This is a genomic window from Curtobacterium sp. APC 4022 (assembly GCF_030407555.1).
Taxonomy (GTDB): Bacteria; Actinomycetota; Actinomycetes; order Actinomycetales; family Microbacteriaceae; genus Curtobacterium.
This window is the reverse complement of sequence record NZ_JASDDD010000036.1, coordinates 1-15,051: the sequence shown is the minus strand read 5'-3', so window position 1 is coordinate 15,051 and position 15,051 is coordinate 1. Positions and strand designations below refer to the sequence as shown.

Here is a 15,051-nt window from a genome sequence, read left to right as displayed (position 1 = left end):
ACGTCCCCTCAGCCCGGCCACCCGCGCGCTGGTAGTTTCGGTGCCGACGCCCCGGCAGGCCGCCGGGCAGGAACGGAGCACCCGCCACCCATGCCCGCAGACCGCACCGACAGCACGCGCTACGCCTTCGTCGTCGCCTCCAACCGCCTCCCCGTGGACCGCGTCGTCGAGGACGACGGAACCGAGGGCTGGCGGCACTCGCCGGGCGGCCTCGTCACCGCACTCGAGCCGGTGATGCGGGCGAACGACGGAGCCTGGGTCGGATGGGTCGGGCAGCCGGACGTCACCGTCGAGCCGTTCGACAACGAGGGCATCCACATCGTCCCGGTGCCGCTCAGCGCCGACGACGTGCAGGAGTACTACGAGGGCTTCAGCAACGACACGCTCTGGCCGCTCTACCACGACGTCATCGAGCACCCGAGCTACCACCGTGACTGGTGGAACGCCTACAAGCGCGTGAACCAGCGCTTCGCCGAGCAGATCGCCGAGATCGTCGAGCAGGACGGCATCGTCTGGGTGCAGGACTACCAGCTGCAGCTCGTGCCGGCGCTGCTCCGTGCGCTCCGTCCCGACCTGACCATCGGCTTCTTCAACCACATCCCGTTCCCGCCGGTCGGCATCTACGCGCAGCTGCCGTGGCGCGCCCAGATCCTCGACGGCCTGCTCGGCGCCGACGTGATCGGGTTCCAGCGCCAGGACGACGCCAGCGACTTCCTCCGCGCGGTCCGGCACATCAAGGGCTACACGACCAAGGGCTCCACGGTGGACGTGCCCGTCGACGACCCGAAGGCGCCGCGCAGCCGCAAGGGCATCACGGTCCGGCACGTCGAGGCCCGCCACTTCCCGATCTCGATCGACGCCGAGAGCTTCGAGGAGATCGCCCGGCGACCCGAGGTGCAGCAGCGCGCCAAGGAGATCCGTGACGGTCTCGGCAACCCGAAGACCGTCCTGCTCGGTGTCGACCGACTCGACTACACCAAGGGGATCCGGCACCGCATCAAGGCGTTCGGCGAACTGGTGGAGGACGGCCGGCTGGCGGTCGAGGACGCCGCGCTCATCCAGGTCGCCAGCCCGAGCCGCGAAAGGGTCGACACGTACCGGATGCTCCGCGACGAGATCGAGCTCAGCGTCGGTCGCATCAACGGCGACCTCGGCGTGATCGGCCACCAGCCGATCTCGTACCTGCACCACGGGTACCCGAGAGAGGAGATGGTCGCGCTGTACCTGGCGGCCGACATCATGCTCGTCACCGCCCTCCGCGACGGCATGAACCTCGTCGCGAAGGAGTACGTCGCGTCCCGCCACGACAACGACGGCGTCCTGATCCTGTCCGAGTTCGCCGGAGCCGCCGACGAGCTCAAGCAGGCCGTGATCGTCAACCCGCACGACATCGGGGCGCTCAAGGACTCGATCCAGCGCGCCATCGAGATGCCGCGTCGGGAGCGTTCGACCCGGATGCGTGCGCTCCGCAAGCGCGTGAAGGACAACGACGTGGCCCGGTGGTCGCGCTCGTTCCTCGAAGCCCTCGACCGGCACGCCCCCAAGGGCGCCCAGATCGACCCGGAGTCGGTCGAGCAGGGCGAGCCGCACCGCGAGGCGCAGACCGACGGCACGTCGATCTTCGACCAGGACGCACAGAAGGCGCGCGCCGCCGAGGACACCCGGGAGGACCGTGATGCTTGACCAGACGACGGACGGCGGTCTCGTGGCGGCCCTCGAGACGCTCGCGGCTGCGCCGCGACTGCTCGTGGCGCTCGACTTCGACGGCACGCTCGCGCCCTTCGCCGACGACCCGTCCCAGGTCGGCGCGCTGCCCGGCAGCTGGGCGGCGGTCCTGACCCTGCAACGGGCCCGGGACACCGAGGTCGTGCTCGTCTCCGGGCGACCGCTCGGCAGTCTGGCCGCGGTGTCGCACGCGCCCGAGGGCATGGCGCTGATCGGTTCGCACGGCGTCGAGTGGCGGGTCGACGGCCACGACGCGGACGCCCTGACCCCGGACGAGACCGCCCGGGTGGCCCGCATCGGTGCGGCGCTCGACGAGGTCGGTGCCCGGCACCCGGGTGTCGTCATCGAGCACAAGCCCGCCGGCCACGGCGTGCACACCCGACGGGTGAGCGCCGACGAGGCTGCGGCCACGAACGCCGAGGCCAGCCGGGCGGCGCACGACGCCGACCCCGACGTGCTCGAGCGCGGTGGCAAGGACATCCTCGAGTTCGCCGTGCGCCACGTCACCAAGGGCGACGCGATCGAGCGCCTGCGTGCCCTCCGCGGTGCCGACGCGGTGTTCTTCGCGGGTGACGACGTCACGGACGAGGACGCCTTCCGGGTGCTCCACGACGGCGACGTCGGCGTGAAGGTGGGGGAGGGGGAGACCCTCGCCGCCCACCGGGTCGCCGACCCGGCGGCGCTGACCGACGTCCTGAAGCAGCTGGCGCGGGCGCGGGCGACCCGCTGACCCGGCCACGGGCCTCCTGTCGGGCCGGTCCGTGCGACCGGTATCTCGGAGGATCATCAGGCAGAACAGCATGCGGACGCATGGTGTTGCGCCATTGGTATCCCAAACGGTCCTAGACTCTGGACATGCCTGACATCGACGTGAAGCCGCGCAGCAGGGTCGTCACCGACGGGATCGAAGCAACCACTTCGCGTGGCATGCTGCGGGCCGTCGGGATGGGCGACGAGGACTGGGAGAAGCCGCAGATCGGCATCGCCTCGTCCTGGAACGAGATCACCCCCTGCAACCTGTCCCTCGACCGACTCGCCCAGGGCGCCAAGGAAGGCGTGCACGGCGGCGGCGGCTACCCGCTGCAGTTCGGCACCATCTCGGTGTCCGACGGCATCTCGATGGGCCACGAGGGCATGCACTTCTCCCTCGTCTCGCGTGAGGTCATCGCGGACAGCGTCGAGACCGTCGTGAACGCCGAGCGCCTCGACGGCACGGTCCTGCTCGCCGGCTGCGACAAGTCGCTCCCCGGCATGCTGATGGCCGCCGCGCGCCTCGACCTGGCGAGCGTCTTCCTGTACGCGGGCTCGGTCATGCCGGGCTACGTGAAGCAGGCCGACGGCTCGATGAAGGAAGTCACGATCATCGACTCCTTCGAGGGCGTCGGCGCCTGCAAGGCCGGCACCATGAGCGAGGCCGAGCTCAAGAAGATCGAGTGTGCGATCGTCCCCGGCGAAGGTGCCTGTGGCGGGATGTACACCGCGAACACCATGGCGAGCCTGGCCGAGGCGCTGGGCATGTCGCTGCCCGGGTCCGCCGCGCCGCCCAGCGCCGACCGTCGCCGCGACTACTACGCGCACCGGTCCGGCGAAGCCGTCGTGAACATGCTCCGCCTGGGCCTGACCGCCCGCGACGTCCTGACGCGCGAGGCGTTCGAGAACGCGATCACCGTGCTCATGGCGCTCGGTGGCTCGACGAACGCGGTGCTGCACCTGCTCGCGATCGCGCACGAGGCCGAGGTCGAACTGTCCCTCGACGACTTCAACCGCATCGGCTCGAAGGTCCCGCACCTGGCCGACATGAAGCCCTTCGGACGCTTCGTGATGAAGGACATCGACCAGCAGGGTGGCATCCCGGTGGTCATGAAGGCGCTGCTCGACGCGGGCCTGCTGCACGGCGAGTGCATGACCGTGACCGGCAAGACCGTCGCCGAGAACCTGGCCGAGATCGACCCGCCGGAGCTCGACGGCGAGGTCTTCCGGAAGATCGACAACCCGATCCACGCCACCGGTGGCCTGACGATCCTGCAGGGCTCGTTCGCTCCCGAGGGCGCCGTCGTGAAGACCGCCGGCTTCGACGCCGACGTGTTCGAGGGCCCGGCCCGGGTGTTCGACCGTGAGCGTGCCGCGATGGACGCCCTCACCGAGGGACGCATCCAGAAGGGCGACGTCATCGTCATCCGCTACGAGGGCCCCAAGGGCGGCCCGGGCATGCGCGAGATGCTGGCCATCACCGCAGCCATCAAGGGCGCGGGCCTCGGCAAGGATGTACTACTCTTGACCGACGGTCGATTCTCAGGCGGCACAACCGGCCTCTGCATCGGCCACATCGCACCGGAAGCCGTGGACGCAGGTCCAGTGGCGTTCGTGCGCGATGGCGACCGCATCCGTGTCGACATCCCCGCTCGCTCGCTCGACCTACTGGTCGACCCCGCCGAGTTGGAAGCCCGCCGTGACGGCTGGGCCCCGCTGCCCCCGCGCTACACCCGCGGAGTCCTCGCGAAGTACGCCAAGCTCGTCCAGTCCGCTGCCCTCGGCGCGGTCACGGGCTGACGTCGACACCCGCACCATCGCCATCCCTCCAGGCAAGGAACCCTTCATGCCCACGGAAGCCACACCGCGCTCCGCTGCCGGAGCCCGTCGATCGCCCGAGGTCCTGACCGGCTCGGGCGCCGTCCTCCGCACGCTCGAGCACCTCGGGATCACCGACGTCTTCGGTCTGCCCGGCGGCGCGATCATCCCGTTCTACGACGAGCTCATGGCGTCGACGACGATCCGCCACATCCTGGTCCGTCACGAGCAGGGCGCCGGTCACGCCGCCGAGGGCTACGCGTCCTCGTCCGGCAAGGTCGGTGTCGCGATCGCCACGTCCGGTCCCGGCGCGACGAACCTCGTCACCGCCATCGCCGACGCCTACATGGACTCGGTGCCGTTCATCGCGATCACCGGCCAGGTGTTCTCGACGCTGATGGGCACCGACGCGTTCCAGGAAGCCGACATCGTCGGCATCACGATGCCGATCACGAAGCACTCCTTCCTGGTCACGAAGCCCGAGGACGTCCCGGCGACCCTCGCGGCGGCGCACCTCATCGCGACGACCGGACGACCCGGCCCGGTGCTGGTGGACATCACGAAGGACGCCCAGCAGAAGTCGGCGCCGTACATCTGGCCGCCGAAGCTCGACCTGCCGGGCTACCGCCCGGTGACGAAGGCGCACGGCAAGCAGATCACCGCGGCGGCGCAGCTCCTCGCCGAGTCGTCGCGCCCGGTGCTCTACGTCGGCGGCGGCGTGATCCGCTCCGGCGCCTCCGCCGAGCTCCTGGCGTTCGCCGAGGCCACCGGCGCCCCGGTCGTCACGACGCTGATGGCCCGCGGTGCCTTCCCCGACTCGCACGCGCAGCACCTCGGCATGCCCGGCATGCACGGCACGGTGCCCGCGGTCCTCGGGCTGCAGGAGAGCGACCTCATCATCGCGCTCGGCGCCCGCTTCGACGACCGCGTGACCGGCAAGGTCGACGACTTCGCCCCGGACGCCAAGGTCGTGCACGTCGACATCGACCCGGCCGAGATCTCGAAGATCCGCTACGCCGACGTCCCGATCGTCGGCGACGCGAAAGAGGTGCTCGTCGACCTGGTGGCGGCGTGGGCCGACGTGCCGGTCGACCAGCGGGCCTCCACGGCCGACTGGTGGGCGCACCTCAACCAGCTGCTCGAGGACTTCCCGCTCGGGTACACCGAGCCGACCGACGGGCTGCTCGCCCCGCAGGCGATCATCAAGCGCATCGGCGAGATGACCGGACCGGAGGGCGTCTTCGCCTCGGGCGTCGGCCAGCACCAGATGTGGTCGGCGCAGTTCATCCAGTACGAGCGTCCGAACGCCTGGCTCAACTCCGGCGGCGCCGGCACGATGGGCTACTCGGTCCCGGCCGCGATGGGCGCCAAGGTGGCCCAGCCCGACCGCGTCGTCTGGGCCATCGACGGTGACGGCTGCTTCCAGATGACCAACCAGGAACTCGCGACCTGCGTCATCAACGACATCCCGATCAAGGTCGCGATCATCAACAACTCGTCGCTCGGCATGGTGCGCCAGTGGCAGACGCTGTTCTACGACGGCCGCCACTCGTTCACCGACCTGCAGACCGGCCACGGCACCCGTCGGGTCCCGGACTTCGTGAAGCTCGCCGACGCCTACGGTGCGCTCGGGATCCGGGTCGAGAAGCCGGAGGAGGTCGACGCGGCGATCCAGCTCGCGCTCGACACCAACGACCGCCCGGTCGTCATCGACTTCGTGGTCAGCCGCGACTCGATGGTCTGGCCGATGGTCCCGCAGGGGATCGGCAACTCGTCCATCCAGTACGCCCGCGACCTCGCCCCGACGTGGGACGACGAGGACGCCGACATGACGGGGGAGCCCGCATGAGCCACGTCCTGTCCCTCCTGGTCGAGGACAAGCCGGGTCTGCTGACCCGTGTCGCCGGGCTCTTCGCCCGTCGCGGCTTCAACATCGAGTCCCTGGCCGTCGGCAACACCGAGGTGGACGGCCTGAGCCGCATCACCGTGGTGGTCGACGTCGAGGACCTCCCGCTCGAGCAGGTGACGAAGCAGCTCAACAAGCTCGTCAACGTCATCAAGATCGTGGAGCTCGACTTCCCCCAGTCGGTGCAGCGCGAACACATGCTCGTCAAGGTGCGGGTCGACAACCAGACCCGGTCCGCGGTGCTCGACGCCGTGACGCTCTTCCGGGCGCAGGTCGTCGACGTCGCCACCGACTCGCTCGTCGTCGAGGTGACCGGTGATCCCGGCAAGATCCAGGCGATCCTGCGCGTGCTCGAGCCCTACGGCATCAAGGAGCTGGCGCGCGCCGGGCTCCTGGGCATGGGCCGTGGACCGAAGAGCATCACCGACCGAGTGCGCTGAGCACCGGCCGCCCCAGACACCCCACAACCAAGGAGACCACGCACCGTGACTGACATCGTGTACGACGCTGACGCCGACCTGAGCCTCATCCAGGGCAAGAAGGTCGCCGTCATCGGCTACGGCTCGCAGGGCCACGCCCACGCCCTGAACCTCCGCGACTCCGGCGTCGAGGTCAAGATCGGCCTCAAGGAGGGCTCGAAGAGCCGCCAGAAGGCCGAAGAGGCCGGCTTCGAGGTCCACACGCCCGCCGAGGCCACCAAGTGGGCCGACGTCGTCGTCATCCTCGCGCCGGACCAGGTCCAGCGCATCGTCTACAAGGACGACATCGCCCCGAACCTCAAGCAGGGCGCGACCCTCGTCTTCGGCCACGGCTTCAACATCCGCTTCGGCTACATCGAGGCCCCCGAGGGCGTCGACGTGTCGCTCGTCGCCCCGAAGGGCCCGGGCCACACGGTCCGTCGCGAGTACGAAGCCGGCCGTGGCGTCCCCGTCATCGTCGCGGTCGAGGTCGACGCCTCCGGCAGCGCGTGGGACCTCGCCTGGTCGTACTCGAAGGCCATCGGCGGTCTCCGCTCCGGCGGCATCAAGACGACCTTCACCGAGGAGACCGAGACCGACCTGTTCGGTGAGCAGGCCGTCCTCTGCGGTGGTACCTCCCAGCTCATCCAGTACGGCTTCGAGACCCTGGTCGAGGCCGGCTACCAGCCGCAGATCGCCTACTTCGAGGTCCTGCACGAGCTCAAGCTCATCGTCGACCTGATCTGGGAGGGCGGCCTCACCAAGCAGCGCTGGTCGATCTCCGACACGGCCGAGTTCGGCGACTACGTCTCCGGCCCGCGCGTGATCTCGCCCGAGGTCAAGGAGAACATGAAGGCCGTCCTCGCGGACATCCAGAACGGTGCCTTCGCGAAGCGCTTCATCGAGGACCAGGACGCCGGCGCGCCGGAGTTCACCGCCCTCCGCGAGAAGGGCGAGGGTCACCCGGTCGAGGCGACCGGCCGTGAGCTCCGCAAGCTCTTCGCGTGGAAGCAGGGCGACTCGGACTACGTCGACGGTTCGGCCGCGCGGTAGGCTGCCTGAGACAAGCTCGACCCGCGAGGCGGCGGTGCACTGCACCGCCGCCTCTCGATGTGACCCGGACACCATGCAGCAGCTCCTCCACCACACGGACGTCTCCCGACGGCGTCCGCGCAGCGCGGCGACGCGCGTCGTCGTCGACCCCACCGGCCCGTCCACGGGGTGGCGTGGGTGCACCGATCGTCGTGGGATGATCGTCTGATGGCGGTGACGAGACGAGCGGTCCACATCGGCGCCGGCAAGATCGGGCGTGGGTTCGTGGGCCAGTTCCTCGTGTCGAGCGGCTACGACCTCACCTTCGTCGACGTCGACGAGCGCGTGGTCTCGGCCCTGAACGAAGCCGGGCGCTTCGTGGTGCACGAGGTCGGCGAGATGCCGGTCGAGCACCTCGTGGCCGGGTTCCGTGCGCTGAACAGCAAGACCGACCGGGAACGCGTCGTGCAGGCGATCGCCGACGCCGACGTCGTCACCACGGCGGTCGGGGCGCGCACCCTGCCCCTCGTGGCCCCGCTCATCGCCGAGGGGCTCGCGGCACGCCCGCTGGACCGCGGCGACGTCACGATCGTCGCCTGCGAGAACGCGTTCAACGCCACGGACTCCCTGCACGCCAGCATCCGCCGCGCGCCGATCCTCGAGGACCGCGACATCGCCGCGGTGTTCGCGAACTGTGCGATCGACCGCATCGTCCCGGACCAGTCCGGGGTGCTCGGGCAGTCCGGGGGCCTCGACGTCGTCCTCGAGCCCTTCTACGAGTGGGTCATCGAACGCACGCCGTTCGCCGGGACCGGCTCGGAGCCTCCCGTCATCGACGGCGTGACCTGGGTCGACGACCTGCAGCCGTTCGTCGAGCGCAAGCTCTACACGGTGAACACGGCCCACGGGGCGGCCGCCTACCACGGGTGGGTCCGGGGGATCCGGCTCATCCGGGAGGGCCTCCAGGACCCCGACGTGCGGGCGGAGGTCGACGGCGTGCTCGCGGAGACCACCGCGCTGCTCGTCGCGAAGCACGGGTTCGACCCGGCGGAACACGCCCGGTACGTCGCGGCGAACCTCACCCGCATCGCCAACCCCCTGCTGCCCGACACGACCCGTCGGGTCGGTCGCAACCCGCTCCGGAAGCTCGGCCGTCGCGAACGGTTCATCGGCCCCGCCGCGCAGCTCGCCGAACGCGGTCTGCCCGTCGACCACCTGATCGGCGCCGTCCGGGTCGCGCTCGAGTTCGACGACCAGGACGACCCGGAGTCGATCGAGCTGCACGCGCTGCTCCGCTCCGGGGCCACTGCGCACGCCCTCACCGAGATCCTGACCGGGCTCATGGAGGGACACCCGCTGTTCCCGGCCGTCCGTGACGTCGTCGCCGGGGTGCTCGAGACCCAGCCCGCCCAGGCATGAGCCGCGACCCTCGTAGGATCGACGGCATGACCGAGACCCGCGAACCGGACGACGACGCCGCCCTGTCGTGGGGCGACGCGGACGACGCGACCCACGTCGACGCCGCCCACAACCCGATCGCCGTCAAGGAACGCGACACCCGCGACCCCGACGCGCCCGAGACGTCCGGTGCCCTGATCGGGTTCGGGGTCTTCGGCGGGCTGTACCTGCTCTACACGGTCGCCTGGCTGCTGACCGCTTCGACGAGCTACCTGATGACGACCGACGCGGTCCTGTCCGGGTTCGTCACGCTGCTCCGCTTCCTGGCGATCGTCGCGCCGGCGCTCTGGTTCGCCGTCGTGATCTGGGTCGCCCGCACGCGCTCCACCCGCACCCGGCTGCTCTGGATGCTGCTCGGCGCGGTGGTGCTCTTCCCGTGGCCGTTCCTGCTGACGCGGAGCTTCGGGTGACCGCCGTCGAGCGTCCCGCCGCCGGGGCCACTTCCGCGCGGTCGCTGGTCGGGCGCATCGTCGTCTGGGTGGTCTTCGCGGTGCTGTTCGCCTACATGACGGCGCAGAGCGTCGGCAACCTCGTGGTGATCACGGACAAGCTGCAGAAGTTCAACGAGTTCGTCGGCTCGGCCGGTGGCGCGTCGCTGAAGCGCCCGGTGCCGTGGGTGTGGCTGGTCCTCGACGTGGTGGTCCCGCCGCTCGCGTACGCCGTCGGTGTGTGGGTGACCCGCCGGTCCACGGCCGTCGTGACCGTCGCGGTGCTCGTCGTGGCCTTCGCCGGTGCGGGGGCACTCTGGCTCACGCTGCAGCTCTACGTGCCGAGCCTCGTCGACCTCTGACCTGCCTCCCGGCGTCGTAACCGGGTCCGGCCGTCGATAGGGTGGTGGTACACCACCCGTCTCGTGTGAGGAACAGCAGTCGTGTCGAAGCCGGTCGTCTTGATCGCCGAAGAACTCTCGCCCGCCACCGTCGACGCCCTCGGGCCCGACTTCGAGATCAGGAACGTGGACGGCACTGACCGTCCAGCCCTGCTCGCCGCGCTGTCCGACGCGCACGCGATCCTGGTGCGCTCCGCCACCAGGGTCGACGCGGAGGCGATCGCCGCGGCTCCCGAGCTCAAGGTCATCGCCCGCGCCGGTGTCGGCCTGGACAACGTCGACATCAAGGCGGCGACGTCCGCCGGCGTGATGGTCGTCAACGCGCCGACGTCGAACATCATCTCGGCGGCCGAGCTGACCGTGGGCCACATCCTGTCGCTCGCGCGGCACATCCCGGCGGCGCACGCGTCGCTCGCGGCCGGCGCGTGGAAGCGGTCGTCGTACACCGGCGTCGAGCTCTACGAGAAGACGGTCGGCATCATCGGCCTCGGCCGCATCGGCGCGCTGATCACCCAGCGCCTGCAGGCGTTCGGCGTCTCGGTCATCGCGTACGACCCCTACGTCACCTCGGCGCGCGCCCAGCAGCTCGGTGTCGAGCTGGTCTCGCTCGAGGACCTGCTCCGCCGCGCGGACTTCACGACGATCCACATGCCGAAGACGCCCGAGACGGTCGGCATGATCTCCGACGACCAGTTCGCGCTGATGAAGCCGACCGCCTTCGTGGTCAACGTCGCGCGCGGTGGCCTGATCGACGAGGACGCGCTGCACCGTGCGCTCACCTCGAACACCATCGCCGGTGCCGGCCTCGACGTCTTCGTGTCGGAGCCGCCGAAGGACTCGCCGCTCGTGTCGCTCCCGAACGTCGTCGTGACCCCGCACCTCGGTGCCTCCACCGACGAAGCGCAGGAGAAGGCCGGCGTCGCGGTCGCGAAGTCGGTCCGGCTGGCCCTCGGCGGCGAACTCGTCCCGGACGCGGTCAACGTCGCCGGCGGTGTCATCGACCCCTACGTCCGCCCGGGCATCCCGCTCGTCGAGAAGCTCGGCCAGGTCTTCACGGCGATGGCGACCTCGCCGGTCACGAGCATCGACGTCGAGGTGCACGGCGAGCTCGCGGCGTACGACGTCAGCGTGCTCAAGCTCGCCGCGCTGAAGGGCGTCTTCACCGACGTCGTCAGCGACCAGGTCTCCTACGTCAACGCCCCGCTCATCGCGGAGCAGCGCGGGGTCACCGTCCGCCTCATCACGGACGCCGACAGCCCGGAGTACCGCAACCTCCTCACCATCCGCGGGGCACAGTCGGACGGCCCGGCGATCAGCGTCTCCGGCACCCTCACCGGCCCGAAGCAGGTCGAGAAGCTCGTCGAGATCAACGGCTACGACGTCGAGGTGGCGCTCGACAAGCACCACGTCGTGATGGCCTACACGGACCGCCCGGGCATCGTCGCGGTGTACGGCAAGGAGTTCGGCGAGGCGGGGATCAACATCGCCGCCATGCAGATCGCCCGCCAGTCGGCCGGTGGCGAAGCGCTCAGCGTGCTGACCGTCGACTCGCCGGTGCCGGACGACGTCCTCGAGCACGTCCGTTCCACGATCGACGCGGCCTCGCTGCGTGAGATCGACATCACGCTCTAGGAGACCCCCATGTCGCAGACGCTCAAGTTGGCGGTCATCCGTGGCGACGGCATCGGCCCCGAGGTCGTCGACGAAGCGCTGAAGGTCCTGCACGCGGTGGCCGACGGCGAGCTCGACGTGCAGGAGACCCCGTTCTCGCTGGGGGCCGAGCGCTTCCTGGCGACCGGCGACGTCCTCACCGAGGACGACATGGCCGCCCTGGCCGAGCACGACGCGATCCTGCTCGGCGCCGTCGGTGGTGACCCCCGCGACCCGCGGCTGGCCGGCGGCATCATCGAGCGCGGCCTGCTGCTGAAGCTCCGGTTCGCGTTCGACCACTACGTGAACCTGCGACCGACGAAGGTGCACGCGGCGGTCGAGTCACCGCTGTCCGACCCGGGCGAGGTCGACTTCGTCGTCGTCCGTGAGGGCACCGAGGGCCCGTACGTCGGCAACGGCGGTGCGATCCGGGTCGACACCCCGCACGAGATCGCCACCGAGGTCTCGATCAACACCGCCCACGGTGTCGAGCGGGTCGTCCGGTACGCGTTCGACCTGGCGATGCGACGCCCCCGGAAGCACCTGACCCTCGTGCACAAGACCAACGTGCTGGTCCACGCCGGTTCGCTCTGGCAGCGCACGGTCGCCGCGGTCGCCGTCGAGTACCCGGACGTGACGGTCGACTACCAGCACGTCGACGCCGTGACGATCCACATGGTGCGCGAGCCGTCCCGCTTCGACGTCATCGTCACCGACAACCTGTTCGGCGACATCATCACCGACCTGGCCGGTGCGATCAGCGGCGGCATCGGTCTCGCGGCCTCGGGCAACCTGAACCCGGACGCCACCTTCCCCAGCATGTTCGAGCCGGTCCACGGGTCCGCGCCGGACATCGCCGGCCAGCAGCTGGCCGACCCGACCGCCGCGGTCCTCTCCGTCGCCCTGCTGCTCGACCACGTCGGTCGCGCGGACCTGGCGGCAGCGGTGACCCGGGCGGTGGAGGCCGACCTCGCCGACCGGGGCACCACCCGACGGTCGACCGCCGAGATCGGCGACGCCATCGCCGGGGCCGCGGTCGCCGCACGCACCACCACGGCCTGACAGGAGTCACCCGCATGAGCGACAGCACCACCGAGACCACCGACACCTTCGCCCTCGACTTCTCGACGACGCCGTCCCCGGAGCGCCGCGCAGCCGCCGAGCGCGAGGAGATCCTCGCCGACCCGGGCTTCGGCAAGCACTTCACCGACCACATGGCCTCGGTCGAATGGACGATCGACGACGGCTGGCACGACGCCTCGGTCCACCCGTACGGGCCGCTCTCCCTCGACCCGAGCGCCAGCGTCCTGCACTACGCGCAGGAGATCTTCGAGGGCATGAAGGCCTACCGGCACGCCGACGGATCGATCTGGTCCTTCCGGCCGGACGCCAACGCCCGTCGGTTCGCCCGGTCGGCCCGCCGCCTGGCGCTGCCGGAGCTGCCGGAGTCGGTGTTCGTCGAGTCCATCCGGCAGCTCGTCACCGCGGACCAGGACTGGGTGCCGTCCGCTCCGGAGACCAGCCTGTACCTCCGCCCCTTCATGATCGCGACCGAGGCCTTCCTCGGGGTCCGCGCCGCCCACGCCGTGCAGTACCACTGCATCGCGAGCCCGGCCGGGGCGTACTTCACCTCGGGGCCGAAGCCGGTGTCGATCTGGCTCTCGACGCAGTACGCCCGGGCTGCCCGCGGCGGCACCGGTGCTGCGAAGACCGGCGGCAACTACGCGGCGTCCCTGCTCCCGCAGCAGGAGGCGTACGAGCACGGCTGCCAGCAGGTGATGTTCCTGGACTCCGAGACGGGCGAGTACCTCGAGGAACTCGGCGGGATGAACGTCGTCCTGGTCCGCTCGGACGGCACGCTCGTGACCCCGGACTCGGACTCGATCCTCGAGGGCATCACGCGCGACTCGATCCTGCAGTTGGCACTCGACCGGGGCCTCCGGGTGGAGCGTCGTGCGGTGTCCCTCGCCGAGTGGCGTGACGGGGTCGCCGACGGCACGATCACCGAGGCGTTCGCCTGTGGGACCGCCGCCGTGGTGACGCCGATCGCCGAACTGCGTGGTGACGGCTTCACGATCGGTTCACCGACCACCGGTGCCGGCGAACTGACGATGTCCCTGCGCGAAGAGCTCACCGACATCCAGTACGGCCGCCGTCCCGACCCGCACGGGTGGATGGTCCGGCTCACGAACCCGACGCCGAGTGCTGAGTAGGGTCGACCCGTGAAGATCGCACGGTTCAGCACCGAGGGGGAGGACCCCCGTTACGGCATCCTCGACGAGCGCGCACTGGTGGTGCTCGCCGGAGACCCGATGTACCAGGGCTTCGAGACGACGGGGGAGCGGGTGTCCCTCAAGGACGCGAAGCTGCTCGCCCCGGTCATCCCGCGGTCGAAGGTCATCGGGGTCGGCCTCAACTACGCCGAGCACGTCTCGGAGATGGAAGAGCACACCGCGGACGACCCGGTGGTGTTCCTCAAGCCGAACACGTCGGTCATCGGACCGGAGGACCCGATCCGGCTGCCGGCGGACATCGGTCGGGTGGACCACGAGGGTGAGCTCGCCATCGTGATCGGCTCGCTCGCGAAGAACGTGGCGAAGGAGGACTTCGCCAGCGTGATCCTCGGCTACACGATCGCGAACGACGTGACCGCCCGTGACCTGCAGGCCCGCGACGGCCAGTGGGCGCGCGCGAAGGGGTTCGACACCTTCTGCCCGCTCGGTCCGGTCATCGAGACCGAGATCGACCCGTCGGACATCCGCATCGAGACCCGTGTCGACGGCGACCTCCGTCAGGCGGCTTCGACGAACGAGATGGTGCACGACATCCCGACACTCATCGAGTTCATCTCGTCGATCTGGACGCTGCTGCCCGGTGACGTGATCCTCACCGGTACCCCCGCCGGTGTCGGCGCGATCCGCGACGGCGAGGTGGTGGAGGTCACGATCTCCGGCATCGGTTCGCTGCGCAACCCGGTGATCGCCCGCCACTGACCGGCGCGCTCAGCACCGTCGGCTCCCGACCTGGAGGCCCGGCACCCCTCGGGTGTCGGGCCTCCGTCCGTCCCGGGGCCGGTCCCGGCGGGGGAGCGGAGTCGCGGCCGGGCGGCGACACGCCCGGGGCGGACACCCGGTTGGCAGGCCCTCGGACCGTGTGTAAAGTAATCACTCGTTGCCGCTGAAGCGGAACGGAACGGCCGAGACGGTCACCGGGTGCACAACCCGGGGGATGCAGTCCGGACGGGGTCCGCCTCCAGCAACCAGCCCACCGATCAGATGTCGACCTCGTGTCGGTCATCCGGTGGGTTCGAGAACGACAGCCTCTCTGGCGAGACACCATTTCGGTGTTGAGTGGGGAGTGCGTCTGGTCCTTGAGAACTCAACAGCGTGCACATTGTCAATGCCAATTTTATTGACCTCGTGCCC

At 70.1% G+C, this 15,051-nt stretch carries 13 protein-coding genes; all 13 read left to right on the top strand.

What is annotated here, in order from left to right:
• The first annotated feature begins 90 nt into the window (after positions 1–90).
• The 13 genes from otsA to QL987_RS11700 all read left to right on the top strand — a co-directional run bounded on the left by otsA (position 91) and on the right by QL987_RS11700 (position 14,619).
• Positions 91–1,683, top strand: coding sequence for an alpha,alpha-trehalose-phosphate synthase (UDP-forming) (gene otsA / locus QL987_RS11760; protein WP_111076322.1), 1,593 nt, complete (start codon positions 91–93; stop codon positions 1,681–1,683).
• Positions 1,676–2,455 carry a trehalose-phosphatase gene (otsB, locus tag QL987_RS11755; RefSeq protein ID WP_290157797.1) on the top strand — a complete coding sequence of 260 codons (780 nt, stop codon included), beginning with the start codon at positions 1,676–1,678 and terminating at the stop codon, positions 2,453–2,455. Before otsA ends, otsB begins: the two co-directional genes overlap by 8 nt.
• Positions 2,456–2,580: 125 nt before the next feature.
• Positions 2,581–4,275, top strand: coding sequence for a dihydroxy-acid dehydratase (gene ilvD, locus QL987_RS11750; protein ID WP_111076320.1), 1,695 nt, complete (start codon positions 2,581–2,583; stop codon positions 4,273–4,275).
• 46 nt (positions 4,276–4,321) lie between these two features.
• Entirely contained in the window at positions 4,322–6,142 is a 1,821-nt protein-coding gene (locus QL987_RS11745; RefSeq protein ID WP_111076319.1) for an acetolactate synthase large subunit, read from the top strand.
• Positions 6,139–6,639: an acetolactate synthase small subunit gene (gene ilvN, locus QL987_RS11740; protein ID WP_110904691.1), complete on the top strand. Its 501-nt coding sequence runs from the start codon at positions 6,139–6,141 to the stop codon at positions 6,637–6,639. The genes QL987_RS11745 and ilvN overlap by 4 nt, the downstream gene beginning before the upstream one ends.
• A gap of 45 nt (positions 6,640–6,684) precedes the next feature.
• Complete coding sequence (gene ilvC / locus QL987_RS11735) at positions 6,685–7,710, top strand: ketol-acid reductoisomerase (protein ID WP_111076318.1); 1,026 nt, start codon at positions 6,685–6,687, stop codon at positions 7,708–7,710.
• A gap of 207 nt (positions 7,711–7,917) precedes the next feature.
• Positions 7,918–9,108, top strand: coding sequence for a mannitol-1-phosphate 5-dehydrogenase (locus QL987_RS11730; protein ID WP_290157796.1), 1,191 nt, complete (start codon positions 7,918–7,920; stop codon positions 9,106–9,108).
• Positions 9,109–9,134: 26 nt separating this feature from the next.
• Complete coding sequence (locus QL987_RS11725) at positions 9,135–9,557, top strand: hypothetical protein (protein WP_111076316.1); 423 nt, start codon at positions 9,135–9,137, stop codon at positions 9,555–9,557.
• Positions 9,554–9,937, top strand: coding sequence for a hypothetical protein (locus tag QL987_RS11720; protein ID WP_253463474.1), 384 nt, complete (start codon positions 9,554–9,556; stop codon positions 9,935–9,937). Before QL987_RS11725 ends, QL987_RS11720 begins: the two co-directional genes overlap by 4 nt.
• A gap of 81 nt (positions 9,938–10,018) precedes the next feature.
• The gene (gene serA, locus QL987_RS11715) at positions 10,019–11,608 is read left to right on the top strand and encodes a phosphoglycerate dehydrogenase (protein ID WP_290157795.1); all 1,590 of its coding nucleotides are present in this window, start codon (positions 10,019–10,021) and stop codon (positions 11,606–11,608) included.
• Positions 11,609–11,617: 9 nt separating this feature from the next.
• Complete coding sequence (locus tag QL987_RS11710; RefSeq protein WP_290157794.1) at positions 11,618–12,688, top strand: 3-isopropylmalate dehydrogenase; 1,071 nt, start codon at positions 11,618–11,620, stop codon at positions 12,686–12,688.
• Between the two features lie 14 nt (positions 12,689–12,702).
• Positions 12,703–13,839, top strand: coding sequence for a branched-chain amino acid aminotransferase (locus QL987_RS11705; protein WP_290157793.1), 1,137 nt, complete (start codon positions 12,703–12,705; stop codon positions 13,837–13,839).
• A gap of 9 nt (positions 13,840–13,848) precedes the next feature.
• Positions 13,849–14,619, top strand: coding sequence for a fumarylacetoacetate hydrolase family protein (locus QL987_RS11700; RefSeq protein ID WP_111076311.1), 771 nt, complete (start codon positions 13,849–13,851; stop codon positions 14,617–14,619).
• Positions 14,620–15,051 lie beyond the last annotated feature (432 nt).

Coding starts and splice junctions, on each gene's coding strand:
- otsB (WP_290157797.1), top strand. CDS start 1,676: ATGCTTGACCAGACGACGGACGGCGGTCTCGTGGCGGCCCTCGAGACG.
- ilvN (WP_110904691.1), top strand. CDS start 6,139: ATGAGCCACGTCCTGTCCCTCCTGGTCGAGGACAAGCCGGGTCTGCTG.
- QL987_RS11705 (WP_290157793.1), top strand. CDS start 12,703: ATGAGCGACAGCACCACCGAGACCACCGACACCTTCGCCCTCGACTTC.
- QL987_RS11745 (WP_111076319.1), top strand. CDS start 4,322: ATGCCCACGGAAGCCACACCGCGCTCCGCTGCCGGAGCCCGTCGATCG.
- QL987_RS11725 (WP_111076316.1), top strand. CDS start 9,135: ATGACCGAGACCCGCGAACCGGACGACGACGCCGCCCTGTCGTGGGGC.
- otsA (WP_111076322.1), top strand. CDS start 91: ATGCCCGCAGACCGCACCGACAGCACGCGCTACGCCTTCGTCGTCGCC.
- QL987_RS11710 (WP_290157794.1), top strand. CDS start 11,618: ATGTCGCAGACGCTCAAGTTGGCGGTCATCCGTGGCGACGGCATCGGC.
- QL987_RS11730 (WP_290157796.1), top strand. CDS start 7,918: ATGGCGGTGACGAGACGAGCGGTCCACATCGGCGCCGGCAAGATCGGG.
- ilvD (WP_111076320.1), top strand. CDS start 2,581: ATGCCTGACATCGACGTGAAGCCGCGCAGCAGGGTCGTCACCGACGGG.